Below are 12,878 nucleotides of genomic sequence, written 5' to 3'. Positions count from 1 at the left end.
CCCCATCCCCACCCCCGGCGAGGTCTTCCCCCGCCGCAAGCCCCCGGCGCCGCCGCACCAGCTGGTCTGCTGACACGCCCGGCGATCCCTTCGCCCGTCGCCGGACCGGCGGGGCCCGCGCCCGGCGGGCGCCCCGCAGGTCCGCGCGGGTACGCGCCGGTCCACGGCGGACGCCGGCGCCCGCCCGCTCGCCGCGCACCGTCCGGGCGCGCGTCCGGACGGCGGAGTCACCCGCAGGAGCGCCCACCCCGCCCGATTCGCCCGGTAGGGCATGGCTACTCTGGTCGCATGGACTATGTCTCCGCGCTCGTGCCCCCGGTCGTGATGGCCGCGTTCTTCATCGGTGTGGTCCGGGTGATCGTGAAGACCCAGGGCGGGGCCGCCAAGGCCAAGGAGGACGCGGCGGTCGACGCCGCGGTCGCGCGGGCGGAGGTGGCGCGCGGCGGATCCGCCGCGGCCGACGCCTGAGCGACCCCCTGGGGATCGCCCTGGGCCGGGGGGAGATCCCCGCTTTCCCTCGCGGCGCCCTTTTTGTCCAGGTTCATGAGGTTCCGCCACGTCCGGCACGCGATCGCCCCGATCTCCCACTATTGTTCTGAGCTGTGCCTCGCCCCTTGGGAGAACTCGAAGACGCGGTCATGACGCGGGTGTGGAAGTGGAACCGCCCGGTGACCGTTCGGGAAGTCCTGGAAGACCTCCAGCAGGAACGCACCATCGCGTACACCACCGTGATGACGGTTTTGGACAATCTCCATCAGAAGGGCTGGGTCCGCCGCGAGGCGGAAGGCCGGGCCTATCGATATGAGGCCGTCTCCACCCGTGCCGCCTACGCCGCCGCTCTCATGAACGACGCCTGGTCGCAGAGCGACAACCCCGCCGCCGCTCTTGTGGCGTTCTTCGGGATGATGAGCGAGGAACAGCGCCAGGCCCTTCAGGACGCCGTGCGCATCGTCCAGGGGCCGGAAACCCGGCAAGCCCCCGAAGCCGTGGAACCGCGAGCCGCACAAGCGGAGCAACAGGAGAACCCCGGCTCGGCGGAGGGTGCCGCCGGGCGATAGCGTCCGCTCATGTCCGCAGCGCGCCCCGAAGTCTCCGCAAAAGCCATCACGGTCCGCCGGGCCAGGACCGGCGATGTGCCGGCCGTGCGCCACCTCCTCGACGCCTACGTCCAGGGCCGCATCCTGCTCGACAAAGCCACGGTCACGCTTTACGAGGACATCCAGGAGTTCTGGGTCGCGGAACGGGACGACAACGCCGAGGTCGTCGGCTGCGGCGCGCTGCACGTCATGTGGGAGGACCTCGCGGAAGTCCGCACTCTCGCGGTGAAGCCCGGCCTCAAGGGGGCAGGCGTTGGCCATCAGTTGCTGGAGAAGTTGCTGCACACGGCCCGTTGGCTCGGTGTTCGACGGGTTTTCTGCCTGACCTTCGAAGTCGACTTCTTCGGGAAGCACGGCTTCGTCGAGATCGGTGAGACACCGGTTGACACCGATGTCTACGCGGAGCTCCTGCGTTCCTATGACGAGGGCGTCGCGGAGTTCCTCGGACTCGAACGAGTGAAACCGAACACCCTGGGCAACAGCCGGATGCTTCTGCATCTGTGAGCGTCTTTGCCCGGTGACTATGCGCGGTGCCCTATGTCCGAAACGCGTACCTTTCCGGCCCGTGGGCCCTCCTCGGTCCTCTCCCAGGGGTTTGTGTTTTTCCAGCAAAAGCGGTTTGCTTTCCGACGTACTGCAGTACTGCATATAACAGGGGCGGCGAAACGGGCGGACGCGCGCACCCTGACCCTCAACGTTATCGATGAAAGGAAATCCGGTGGCACAGAAGGTTCAGGTCCTTCTTGTCGACGACCTCGACGGCGGCGAGGCGGACGAGACGGTGACGTTCGCGCTGGACGGCAAGACCTACGAGATCGATCTCACGACCGCCAATGCGGACAAGCTGCGCGGCCTTCTCGACCCTTATGTCAAGGGTGGCCGTCGCACTGGTGGCCGCGCCTCCGGTGGACGTGGAAAGGCGCGCGCCGCCTCCAGCGGCAACCAGGACACCGCGGCGATCCGCGCCTGGGCCAAGGAGAACGGTTACGAGGTCAACGACCGCGGCCGTGTCCCCGCGTCCATCCGCGAGGCGTACGAGAAGGCCAACGGCTGATCAGCCGAATCGGCCGAATACCGGTACGACCATCGGTACGGCGCTACGGCGAGACCGGCGCTCCGCCGCATTCCCGCCGCAGCCGGCCGCGGTGACACCACAACGCCACCGTGTCCACCAGCCGTACGAGATCCGGGGCGTTCCCCTCGCGCCCCAGGCGCGGCATCGCGGGCAGCGTGGCATCGGCCTCGTGCCCCGGCCCAGGGGGCCGCAGCCACACGGCGGCCCCCTCCAGGCCCCCGGACGACGGCAGCGGCCCGCCGGGCGGCAGCGGCGCCTCCATGACGCCTCCCGCGCCCAGGACCCGGAGATCGAGCGCCACCGCGCCCCACTCCAGCCAGTCCAGCAGTCCCGGCACCTCCTCCGCGCCGCCCGCGGCCACCAGCAGCCGCATCCGGTCGCCCCGCAGAGCCACCGGCGAACCCGGCGCGAGATGCCGCAGGGCCCGCGCGCCCGCCTCGGCCGGCACGTCCAGGACGTCGAAGCGCAGCCCGGTCGGCAGTCCCGGCGGAGGTCCGGGCACGGTCGCCCAGCCCAGCTCGTTCTCGTACCAGCGCCGCACCTCGCACCACCGCTTTGCCCCGCGCCCGCGCGCGCCGGGCGCTCCCGGTTCGACGGGGCGGCGAGGAAGGGGGACCGTGGAGGTCGTGGAGACCGTGCCAGTCATGCCGGGTGCAACCGGTGGGACAGGCGGCAAGTTACGCTGAGTTTCCCGCCGATCGCACGGCGTGCCGAAAAGGGAAGCGTCCGGTGGCAGGGGGAGCCGCAAGGTTGTTCGCCCGTAGCGGAGGGAACCGGTGCGCTCGGCATGGACTGTCAGTCCCTGCGGGTAAGACATGCCTAGTGGGAGGGGGCGAGGCGCGGGCGCGGCGGCCTCCCGTTCGCCATCGGCGTAGTGGCGAGTGGGGTAACTGCCTGGCCTGCGGGAACATCGTCTCGCACCATCGGGTTGGAGCAGATGTCGGCGTTCGGGGTCAGGAGGCCAAGGACGGTGTCGGCAGTTGGAATGAGCGGTCCCCGCTTGCGGGACTAAGCTGCGGAAGGACAGGGAGGGGAAGTTCCCCCCACTGGCTGACCGCTCTGAGGAGCGATTAACGATGTTCGAGAGGTTCACCGACCGCGCGCGGCGGGTTGTCGTCCTGGCTCAGGAAGAAGCCCGGATGCTCAACCACAACTACATCGGCACCGAGCACATCCTCCTGGGTCTCATCCACGAGGGCGAAGGTGTCGCCGCTAAGGCCCTGGAGAGCCTCGGCATTTCGCTCGAGGCGGTCCGCCAGCAGGTGGAGGAGATCATCGGCCAGGGCCAGCAGGCCCCGTCCGGACACATCCCCTTCACCCCCCGTGCCAAGAAGGTCCTGGAGCTGTCGCTCCGCGAGGCCCTTCAGCTGGGCCACAACTACATCGGCACGGAGCACATCCTGCTCGGCCTGATCCGTGAGGGCGAGGGCGTCGCCGCCCAGGTCCTGGTCAAGCTGGGTGCCGACCTCAACCGGGTGCGGCAGCAGGTCATCCAGCTGCTCTCCGGTTACCAGGGCAAGGAGACCGCCACCGCCGGCGGCCCGGCCGAGGGCACCCCCTCGACCTCCCTGGTCCTGGACCAGTTCGGCCGGAACCTCACCCAGGCCGCCCGCGAATCCAAGCTCGACCCGGTCATCGGGCGCGAGAAGGAGATCGAGCGGGTCATGCAGGTGCTGTCCCGCCGTACCAAGAACAACCCGGTGCTGATCGGTGAGCCCGGCGTCGGCAAGACCGCCGTCGTGGAGGGTCTCGCCCAGGCCATCGTCAAGGGCGAGGTGCCCGAGACGCTGAAGGACAAGCACCTCTACACGCTGGACCTCGGCGCCCTGGTCGCCGGCTCCCGCTACCGCGGTGACTTCGAGGAGCGCCTGAAGAAGGTCCTCAAGGAGATCCGCACCCGCGGCGACATCATCCTCTTCATCGACGAGCTGCACACGCTGGTCGGTGCGGGTGCCGCCGAGGGCGCCATCGACGCGGCCTCCATCCTCAAGCCGATGCTGGCCCGCGGTGAACTCCAGACCATCGGTGCGACCACGCTGGACGAGTACCGCAAGCACCTGGAGAAGGACGCGGCCCTGGAGCGCCGCTTCCAGCCCATCCAGGTCGCCGAGCCGTCCCTGCCGCACACCATCGAGATCCTCAAGGGCCTGCGCGACCGGTACGAGGCGCACCACCGCGTCTCCATCACCGACGAGGCGCTGGTCCAGGCCGCCACCCTGGCCGACCGCTACATCTCGGACCGCTTCCTGCCGGACAAGGCCATCGACCTGATCGACGAGGCCGGCTCCCGGATGCGCATCCGCCGGATGACCGCGCCGCCGGACCTCCGCGAGTTCGACGAGAAGATCGCCGGCGTCCGCCGGGACAAGGAGTCCGCGATCGACTCGCAGGACTTCGAGAAGGCCGCCTCGCTGCGCGACAAGGAGAAGCAGCTCCTGGCCGCCAAGGCCAAGCGCGAGAAGGAGTGGAAGGCCGGCGACATGGACGTCGTCGCCGAGGTCGACGGCGAGCTGATCGCCGAGGTCCTCGCCACGGCCACCGGCATCCCGGTCTTCAAGCTGACCGAGGAGGAGTCCTCCCGCCTGCTGCGCATGGAGGACGAGCTCCACAAGCGGGTCATCGGCCAGGTCGACGCCGTCAAGGCGCTGTCGAAGGCGATCCGCCGTACGCGCGCCGGTCTGAAGGACCCGAAGCGCCCCGGTGGCTCGTTCATCTTCGCCGGCCCGTCCGGTGTCGGTAAGACCGAGCTGTCCAAGGCGCTCGCCGAGTTCCTCTTCGGCGACGAGGACGCGCTGATCTCCCTCGACATGTCGGAGTTCAGCGAGAAGCACACGGTCTCGCGCCTCTTCGGTTCGCCCCCCGGCTACGTGGGCTACGAGGAGGGCGGCCAGCTGACCGAGAAGGTGCGCCGCAAGCCGTTCTCCGTCGTCCTGTTCGACGAGGTCGAGAAGGCCCACCCGGACATCTTCAACTCGCTGCTCCAGATCCTGGAGGACGGTCGCCTGACCGACTCCCAGGGCCGGGTCGTGGACTTCAAGAACACGGTCATCATCATGACGACCAACCTCGGCACCCGGGACATCTCCAAGGGCTTCAACCTGGGCTTCGCGGCCTCGGGTGACACGAAGACCAACTACGAGCGCATGAAGAACAAGGTCCAGGACGAGCTCAAGCAGCACTTCCGGCCCGAGTTCCTCAACCGCGTCGACGACGTGGTCGTCTTCCCGCAGCTGACGCAGGAGGACATCCTGCGGATCGTCGACCTGATGATCAGCAAGGTGGACGAGCGCCTGAAGGACCGGGACATGGGCATCGAGCTGTCCCAGTCCGCCAAGGAACTGCTGTCCAAGCGAGGCTACGACCCCGTGCTGGGCGCCCGGCCGCTGCGCCGTACGATCCAGCGCGAGATCGAGGACAGCCTCTCCGAGAAGATCCTCTTCGGCGAGCTGCGCCCCGGCCACATCGTGGTCGTGGACACGGAGGGCGAGGGCGAGAACGCGACCTTCACCTTCCGCGGCGAGGAGAAGTCGGCCCTGCCGGACGCTCCGCCGATCGAGCAGGCCGCCGGCGGCGGTCCGAACCTGAGCAAGGACGCGTAGACCCGCGGCGCTCCAGCGGAAGGGGCCGGTGCCTTTGGGCACCGGCCCCTTCGGCCTTTCCCGGCGGCCGGTCCGGCGGGGTCACCCCGCCGGACCGGCGACCCCGCGCGGCCAGGCTCCACCCGCCTCCCGGCGCGCGAGCGGCGTCGTGAGGGCCGCGTCGGACGACTCCTAGGAGAGCTGGCCGTTGTAGTCGGGCAGCTTGAACGTCCGGTCGGCGTGGCCGCCGGACAGGTCGGTGGCGCTGTTGCCGATGTTGGCGATGATGTCGTAACCCTTGTTCTCGATGTCGACGCGCTGGGCCGTCTTGTAGTCCGCGACGTTCTTGAAGAGGTCCAGCAGGCCGCGCACGCGGATGCCGGAGACCCGGTAGCCGTCGTACTCGAGGTTCCACTTGGTGGGCGCCTCGATGATGCCCGGCCGGGCGGTCACGAAGAAGAGCGCGACGCCGTGGTCCTGGGCGTACCGGGCGACGTCGAACACCGGCTCGTTCGCCTTCTGGGGGAGGGCGAAGCCCAGGTCGGTGTCCAGCGTGGTGTTGTCGATGTCGAAGACGATGGCCTGCTTCTGGCCCGGCCCGGCGGCGGCGACGCGCTGCTCGATGTACGGCAGGGCCTGGTCCATGACCGTCCGGCAGTCGTTCTGCCAGGTGGCGAAGTCGACCTTGCCGGTCGTGGCGCTCGTCGCCGCGGTGCCGGCCGGAGCCGAGATGGCGTCCGCCGCGTGAGCCGGTGCGGCCAGGGCGGCCAGGGCGGCCACGGAGACGGCGGTCACGGTGAGGCGGCGCGCCAGGGGGCTGGTCATCGTGGGGGTTCCTCTCACGTCACGTACGCGGTGCCGGGTGGCAGGTGCATGATCTGTGGTGCGGATGGCGTGAGGGGAACCGTAGGGTTACCGAACGGTAGGTGGATAGGGGTCTGCGTCACATTCACAGCCCCGCCGATGCGCGGAGCCGGTGACATGCCGCACAGGCGATTTGTCCCTTACTAGCCCTGATAGTGGGATCCGTCTGGCAGGTAAAGCGTGGGCAAAGGGATCGTAGATCCTCGGTTTCCGGGGAAACGGGCACGTCGTGGCGGGGGGTGCCGGGTCGGTACAGGGACTTCAAGGCGATGGATGCGTTTCGCCCCGTCTACTACCTGAAGCCGTACAAGTGCCGCTTTCGCCCGGACCGGGGGATCGGCTACCAAGGGATGGCCGCCGCGGCGAACGCCTGTACGCCGGGCGGCCGATCTGTCCCCGAGCCCACGAGGTCCCGATGCCCAAGCGCTTCACGTTCCGTGCCGCCCGTACGTCCTCGCTCCGTACCCGCGCCGCCATTCTGGCCGCCGGTGTCGCTGTCCCGGTCGTGCTGGGCGCCGGAGCCGCGAGCGCCGCTCCGTCGGCGGCCTCCTGGGTCGACCCGGTGAAGAAGTACGCGCTCTCCGCGGGCTTCAACCAGTCCGGCGCCCGCTGGGCCGCCAAGCACAGCGGCCAGGACTTCGCCGTGTCCACCGGCACCGAGGTCGTCGCCGTGCACGGCGGCACCGTCGTCAAGGCCGGCCCCAACGGCGCCGGTGACGGTCCCGCGTACGGCAACGCCGTCGTGATCAAGCACGGGAACGGCCTCTACTCCCAGTACGCGCACCTGTCCCGCGTCGACGTCAAGATCGGCCAGAAGGTGAAGACCGGCCAGCGCATCGCCCTGTCCGGCTCCACCGGCAACTCCACGGGTCCTCACCTGCACTTCGAGATCCGCACCACCCCGAACTACGGCTCCGCCCTCAACCCGGTGGTCTTCCTGAAGGGCAAGGGCGTCCGCGTCTGAGCCGGGCGGGCGCCGTGAGCCGCTGAGCGAGCCGTCCGAGCCGTCCGGGCCGTCCGAGCCGACCCGGGCGGTTCAGCCGTCGGTGTCGGTGTCGGTGTCGGCGTCGGCGTGGGTGTGGGCGTGCTCGTGGGCCTGGGTGACCAGGTCCAGAGCGACGTCCAGCACGGCCTGGCGCCGCTTCTCCACGTCGCCCACCAGGTCCTGCATCACGAACATCCCCGCGTGCAGGGTGAACATCGCGCTGAGCGAGCGCACCTGGTCGACCAGCTCGGCGTCCGGATCGAGGAGTATCTCCCGCAGCCCGTGCATGCGGTCCTTGAAGGTCTCGCCGATGCGCAGCTCCCGCACCGTCGCCTGGTTCTCCTGCATGAAGCGGAAGAGCGGCTCCGCGCGCGAGAGCGCCTCGCTGTAGCGCCGCAGGATCTCCCGCTTCGTCTCCAGGGTGTGCGGCTGGCCGCGACCCCACTCGATCAGGTCGGCGATCGGCTGCGTCAGGTCCTCGAAGAGGCTGACGATGATCTCTTCTTTGGTCTTGAAGTGGTAATACAGGGCCGGCCCCCGGCGGGGTGTTGCAACGATCACTGGAACTCAGGGTCCGGGGGCCTTCGGCATGCCGGGAGGGTTCCGGTACCGCGCCGGCCGCGGACCGCCGTGGGCCGGTCGCGCGGTTCCCCGCACCGCTGAGGGGCGCGGGCCACTCAGCCCGCTCCGCCCGACAACGGCAGCATCGGATAGCTCCCCGTGTTCGTCGGCGCGTGCTCCGGCAGCCACAGGACCGCCACCGCCCCCTCCGCCGGGAGGTCCGGGGGGAGGCCCATGGGGCGGATGTTGCGGAAGGTGAGGCGGGCCCCGAGGATGCGGGCCTGGCCGGCGGCGATGGTCAGGCCGAGGCCGTGACCCTTGCCGGCGCGGTCCACGCTGCCGGTACGGAAGCGGCTCGGGCCCTCCGCGAGGAGTTCCTCGGGGAAGCCGGGGCCGTGGTCGCGGACCCGGATCACCCGGCCCTCGACGCTGACCTCGATCGGCGGCCGCCCGTGCCGCGCGGCATTGGTGAGCAGGTTGAACAGCACGCGCTCCAGGCGGCGCGGGTCGGTCGTCACCTCCGACTCGTGCACGACCCGTACGACGATGTCCGGGTCCTTCGCCGCCACCCGTCGCGCGACGAACTCGCCCAGCAAGATGTCCTGGAGCTCGGCCCGCTCCGAGGCGCTGTCCAGGCGGGCCACCTCCAGCACGTCCTCCACCAGCGTGCGCATCGCCTTGGCCCGGTCGAGGACCAGTTCGGTGGGCCGGCCCGGCGGCAGCAGCTCGGCGGCCGTCAGCAGCCCCGTCACTGGGGTGCGCAGTTCGTGCGCGATGTCCGCGGTGACCCGCCGCTCGGCCTCCAGACGCTGCCGCAGCGCGTCCGCCATCGCGTCCACCGCCCGCGCGAGATCGTCGGTCTCGTCCCGTACGACCCCGCCGATGGCCTCCCGCACCCGTACCTCGGTCTCGCCCCGTGCGACCTGGTTCGCCGCCGCCGCGGCCTTGCGCAGCCGGCCGGACAGCTGCCCGCCGATCAGCACACCGAGCGCGCTGCCGCCGAGGACGACCGCGATGGACCCGATGACCAGGGCCTGGTCCAGGTCCTTCATCACGTCCATGGAGCGGTCCGGGAAGTGGCTGTGCAGCGACAGCACGTGCCCGTCCTTGGCCGGTACCGCCGCCCAGATGTCCGGCGGACCCGAACCCCGGTCGGAGACGTCGCTCGCCCGGCGCCCGGCCATCACCTTCTCGCGCAGCGCCGACGGCATCCCGGGGTCGTCGACCTTTATGTTCGGGAAGTTCGTCCGCCCGTACAACTCGTAGTTGCGCTGCGCCAGTTGAACCCGGTCGTTGGCCAGGTCGCGCGCGTTGTCCAGCATCGAGACCCGGGCCGCGTTGTGCACGACCAGGCTCAGCGCGATCGCCACGAGCCCGGCGACCAGCGCGATCGCCGCACTGAGCTTCCACCGGATGCCGGTGTGCAGGCCCACGCGCTCCATGCGCCGGACCGGGTGGCGCCAAAACCCCCGCATGCCGCTCCGTTCAGGCCTTCAGCTTGTAACCGAAGCCGCGGACCGTCTCGATCCGGTCCTGGCCGATCTTCTGCCGCAGCCGCTGCACATGGACGTCGACCACGCGGGTGTCCCCGCCCCAGCCGTAGTCCCACACGCGCTCCAGGAGCTTGTCGCGGGAGAGCACGGTCCCGGGCGCGGTGGAGAACTCCAGCAGCAGCCGCATCTCGGTCGGGGTGAGCGCCACCGGCCGTCCGCCCCGCAGCACCTCCATGCCGTCGGTGTCGATCCGCAGATCGCCGAAGGTCAGCGTGCCGCCCTGCATCGCGGACGCGGGCTCCTCGGGGTGCGCGGAGCCGCCGGCGTGCCCGAAGCGGCGCAGCACCGCCCGGATCCGGGCGACCAGCACGGCACCGTCGAACGGCTTGGTCACATAGTCGTCCGCGCCCGCCTCCAGGCCGAGGACGACGTCGATGGAGTCGGCGCGCGCCGACAGCATGATCACCGGCACGGTCGACTCGTCCCGGATGCGGCGGCACAGGCTGACCCCGTCGAGACCGGGCACCATGACATCGAGCAACGCGATGTCGGGCCGGTTCGCCCGGAACGCCTCCAGGCCCGACAGCCCGTCGGGCATGGCGGTGACCGCGAAGCCGTCCCGCTCCAGGGCGAGTTGCGTGGCCTCGCGGATGACGTCGTCGTCCTCGACGAACAGGACGTGGGTCTGGTCTGCCATCCCGGTGCTCTCTGTCCTCGTCTCGTGCTGGTGGTCCGGTCCAAGGGCGGTTCAGCTGTCCGGCACGGGTGTCGGGACCTGCCCGGCCGACTTGCTGTACTCGTTGCGCACGCTCTTGCCCGGCGTGAACCGTCCCGTCCTCCAGCTGTACGGCGTCACGATCTCACCGGACGGGCTGGAGATGGGATCGCCCTTCTCGTAATACTGCCTGGTCACCGAGAGTCGACCCTGGTCGATCTCCGCGTAGACCGGGGACTCCTCGGTGCGGAACACGTTCTTGAAGGTGCCGGAGTCGTCCCGGTACACATACGATCCGACCCCGACCGCGTCCGCGCAGGTCAGCACGTTGATCACGACGTCGTCCACCGGGGACCCGGTCAGATCGCCGTACGAGACGTCCACCGGGTACTCGTTGCCGCTGCACGGCTTCAGCTCCCGCTTGACGGTGGCGGACACCGCCGGATCGTGCTTGAGCAGCTGTACGGCGTCCACCTTCCGGTACTTGTCCGGATCGCTCGGCGAGGGCGAGGGCGAGGGCGAGGCCACGGCGCCGGCCCCGGCCACCGCCGAGGCGTGTGCCGGGCCCTCGTCCCGGGCACCCAGGCCGCCCGTGCCGCACGCTCCGGCGAAAAGGGCGAGGGCGGTGACCGAGGCCACCGCCGCGGTCACCGCCAGCCAACTCCCACGGGTCTGTGCCGACCCGGGCCCTGTCAGGCCGCGCAACGCTCCCGCTCCTCACGCTCCAGCGCCCGTGCGTCCAGGTCGCGGGCCTCCAGCTCCTCGCGGAGCCGGGCGAGCGCCCGGTGCAGCGTGCTCTTGACCGTACCGGCCGACATGCCCAGGGCCGCGGCCGTCTCCTCGGTGGACATCTGCTCCCAGTGTCGCAGCACCACGACACTGCGCTGCTTGGGTGCGAGAACTTTCAGGATGTCCATCAGCAGGGCCCGGTCGGCGTGCTGCTCGGTGGAGTCCTCCACGCGGGCGTCCGGCAGCTGCTCGGTGGGGACCTCCTCCAGCTTGCGGGCCCGCCACCACTCGGTCCGGGTGTTGATCATGACCCGGCGCAGATAGGCGTCGGCGAGCCGCTTGTCGGCGATGCCGTCCCAGCGGCCGTACGTCCGCACCAGCGCGGTCTGGAGGAGGTCCTGCGCGTCCACGGGGTCCGGCACCAGCCGGCGCGCACTGCGCAGCAGCGCGTCCTGTCGTGTGCGGACGTACTCCTCGAATGCGAGCACCTCGCCCTGCGCCATGTTCAACCGCCTCCGTTCCCCGTGTGCTCCGGCCCCCGCCGAAGTCCCGCTGTTCTGCCGGCCCGTGGTCTGCCGGGCACGAGAACGAAGGTAGGCAGTCGTTGTCACGAGGCTGTGCGGACCAGCCTTCGGCTAGCAATCGGCTATCCGTCGGTTGTGTAACGGCCGGAGGTACGGGGTAAGGAGCGCGCCATCTATGTCCATTTATGAGGCTTTTCTGGTGCCCTGGTTGGGCGGGAGTTCCCGTAACAGTGACGGCGGCGCTGTGATCTGACTGTGTGTCAGGCAAGTGGCAGCCGGTACAGGCCGCCCGGCAGCGGCTCCACCAGGCCGTCGGTGACCAGCCCGTCCAGCGCGCGGGCCCGCTGCACCGGTTCGTGCCACACCCGGTCGAGCCGCGCCTGCGGCACCGGGGTGTGCGCCTCCCGCAGCACGGCGAGCAGTTTGCCGCGCACCTGCCGGTCCGTACCGGCGTACGTCTGCCCGCGCCGCGGCGGCCCCTGGTGCTCCGGCTTGCCCGCCTGCCGCCAGGCGCACCGCGCGGCGATCGGGCAGCGCCCGCACCCCTCGTTCTTCGCCGTGCAGACCAGCGCGCCCAGTTCCATGGAGGCGGCGGCCCAGCGCGCGGCCGTCCCCTCGTCCTCGGGCAGCAGCTCCCGGGCGAGGCGCCGCTCGGCCGCGGTCGTGGCGTTCGGCGGGTACTGCACCCCCGTCACCGCGCGCGCCAGCACCCGTCGCACGTTCGTGTCCAGCACCGGGTGCCGCTGCCCGTAGGCGAACGAGGCCACCGCGGCGGCCGTGTACTCGCCGATGCCGGGCAGCGCGAGCAGTTGAGCGTGTTCCGTCGGCACGTCGCCGCCGTGCCGTTCCGTTATGGCGACCGCGGCGCCGTGCAGCCGCAGCGCGCGGCGCGGATAGCCGAGCCGGCCCCAGGCGCGCACCGCCTCGCCGGGTGCCTCCTTCGCCAGGTCGGCGGGGCGTGGCCAGCGGGCGAGCCACTGCTCGTAGACGGGCAGCACCCGGTTGACCGGGGTCTGCTGAAGCATGAACTCGCTGACCATCACGCCCCACGCGCCCGCCTCGGGGCGGCGCCAGGGGAGGTCGCGGGCGTGGATGTCGAACCAGGCGATCACGGGGGCGTGGATTTTCTCGGTCATGGCCTTCCGATCCTGCCACGCCGCACCGGGCGGCGCCGGTGACGAGGCCGTCACCCAGCGTGCCGATCACTGAAGAACCATGTCTGCGAGGGCAGTTACCGGGATGATGATCCGGAAAAGT

The 12,878-nt window shown here is 70.4% G+C and carries 14 protein-coding genes; 6 read left to right on the top strand and 8 right to left on the bottom strand.

The features are described 5' to 3' along the window. The first annotated feature begins 288 nt into the window (after nucleotides 1–288). The 4 genes from VT52_RS32950 (at nucleotide 289) to VT52_RS32935 (ending at nucleotide 2,151) form a co-directional block, all read left to right on the top strand. Complete coding sequence (locus VT52_RS32950; RefSeq protein WP_046423926.1) at nucleotides 289–468, top strand: hypothetical protein; 180 nt, start codon at nucleotides 289–291, stop codon at nucleotides 466–468. A 170-nt stretch (nucleotides 469–638) separates the two neighbouring features. Further along, complete coding sequence (locus VT52_RS32945) at nucleotides 639–1,058, top strand: BlaI/MecI/CopY family transcriptional regulator (RefSeq protein WP_046423924.1); 420 nt, start codon at nucleotides 639–641, stop codon at nucleotides 1,056–1,058. A gap of 9 nt (nucleotides 1,059–1,067) precedes the next feature. Continuing rightward, nucleotides 1,068–1,601, top strand: coding sequence for an amino-acid N-acetyltransferase (locus VT52_RS32940; protein ID WP_046423922.1), 534 nt, complete (start codon nucleotides 1,068–1,070; stop codon nucleotides 1,599–1,601). A 214-nt stretch (nucleotides 1,602–1,815) separates the two neighbouring features. After that, the gene (locus VT52_RS32935) at nucleotides 1,816–2,151 is read left to right on the top strand and encodes a histone-like nucleoid-structuring protein Lsr2 (protein WP_046423920.1); all 336 of its coding nucleotides are present in this window, start codon (nucleotides 1,816–1,818) and stop codon (nucleotides 2,149–2,151) included. Between the two features lie 43 nt (nucleotides 2,152–2,194). On the opposite strand, the gene VT52_RS32930 is transcribed toward VT52_RS32935, so the two are convergent. Continuing rightward, nucleotides 2,195–2,818, bottom strand: coding sequence for an SCO3374 family protein (locus VT52_RS32930; RefSeq protein ID WP_206306672.1), 624 nt, complete (start codon nucleotides 2,816–2,818; stop codon nucleotides 2,195–2,197). A 430-nt stretch (nucleotides 2,819–3,248) separates the two neighbouring features. On the opposite strand from VT52_RS32930, the gene VT52_RS32925 reads away from it, so the two are divergent. After that, on the top strand, nucleotides 3,249–5,771 hold the full coding sequence (locus VT52_RS32925; RefSeq protein ID WP_046423918.1) for an ATP-dependent Clp protease ATP-binding subunit: 2,523 nt from the start codon (nucleotides 3,249–3,251) through the stop codon (nucleotides 5,769–5,771). A 171-nt stretch (nucleotides 5,772–5,942) separates the two neighbouring features. On the opposite strand, the gene VT52_RS32920 is transcribed toward VT52_RS32925, so the two are convergent. After that, nucleotides 5,943–6,575 (bottom strand): HAD family acid phosphatase, encoded by a 633-nt coding sequence (locus tag VT52_RS32920; RefSeq protein WP_046423917.1) that lies wholly within the window; start codon nucleotides 6,573–6,575, stop codon nucleotides 5,943–5,945. A gap of 454 nt (nucleotides 6,576–7,029) precedes the next feature. Here VT52_RS32920 and VT52_RS32915 point away from each other — a divergent pair, with 454 nt between their 5' ends. Beyond that, the gene (locus VT52_RS32915; RefSeq protein ID WP_046423915.1) at nucleotides 7,030–7,578 is read left to right on the top strand and encodes a M23 family metallopeptidase; all 549 of its coding nucleotides are present in this window, start codon (nucleotides 7,030–7,032) and stop codon (nucleotides 7,576–7,578) included. A 72-nt stretch (nucleotides 7,579–7,650) separates the two neighbouring features. Here VT52_RS32915 and VT52_RS32910 read toward each other — a convergent pair whose 3' ends face one another. The 6 genes from VT52_RS32910 to VT52_RS32885 all read right to left on the bottom strand — a co-directional run bounded on the left by VT52_RS32910 (nucleotide 7,651) and on the right by VT52_RS32885 (nucleotide 12,757). Continuing rightward, nucleotides 7,651–8,160, bottom strand: coding sequence for a TetR/AcrR family transcriptional regulator (locus VT52_RS32910; protein ID WP_240509981.1), 510 nt, complete (start codon nucleotides 8,158–8,160; stop codon nucleotides 7,651–7,653). Between the two features lie 116 nt (nucleotides 8,161–8,276). Next, nucleotides 8,277–9,635 (bottom strand): two-component system sensor histidine kinase CseC, encoded by a 1,359-nt coding sequence (cseC, locus tag VT52_RS32905; RefSeq protein ID WP_046423914.1) that lies wholly within the window; start codon nucleotides 9,633–9,635, stop codon nucleotides 8,277–8,279. Nucleotides 9,636–9,645: 10 nt separating this feature from the next. After that, nucleotides 9,646–10,350: a two-component system response regulator CseB gene (cseB, locus tag VT52_RS32900; protein ID WP_046423913.1), complete on the bottom strand. Its 705-nt coding sequence runs from the start codon at nucleotides 10,348–10,350 to the stop codon at nucleotides 9,646–9,648. A gap of 51 nt (nucleotides 10,351–10,401) precedes the next feature. Further along, nucleotides 10,402–11,019, bottom strand: coding sequence for a hypothetical protein (locus VT52_RS32895; protein ID WP_046423912.1), 618 nt, complete (start codon nucleotides 11,017–11,019; stop codon nucleotides 10,402–10,404). 41 nt (nucleotides 11,020–11,060) lie between these two features. After that, the gene (locus tag VT52_RS32890; protein ID WP_046423911.1) at nucleotides 11,061–11,600 is read right to left on the bottom strand and encodes a SigE family RNA polymerase sigma factor; all 540 of its coding nucleotides are present in this window, start codon (nucleotides 11,598–11,600) and stop codon (nucleotides 11,061–11,063) included. 281 nt (nucleotides 11,601–11,881) lie between these two features. After that, nucleotides 11,882–12,757 carry an HhH-GPD family protein gene (locus tag VT52_RS32885; protein WP_046423910.1) on the bottom strand — a complete coding sequence of 292 codons (876 nt, stop codon included), beginning with the start codon at nucleotides 12,755–12,757 and terminating at the stop codon, nucleotides 11,882–11,884. Nucleotides 12,758–12,878 lie beyond the last annotated feature (121 nt).

This window comes from Streptomyces malaysiense (assembly GCF_000980885.2).
Lineage (GTDB): Bacteria > Actinomycetota > Actinomycetes > Streptomycetales > Streptomycetaceae > Streptomyces > Streptomyces malaysiense.
This window is presented reverse-complemented; position numbering and strand designations above follow the sequence as displayed.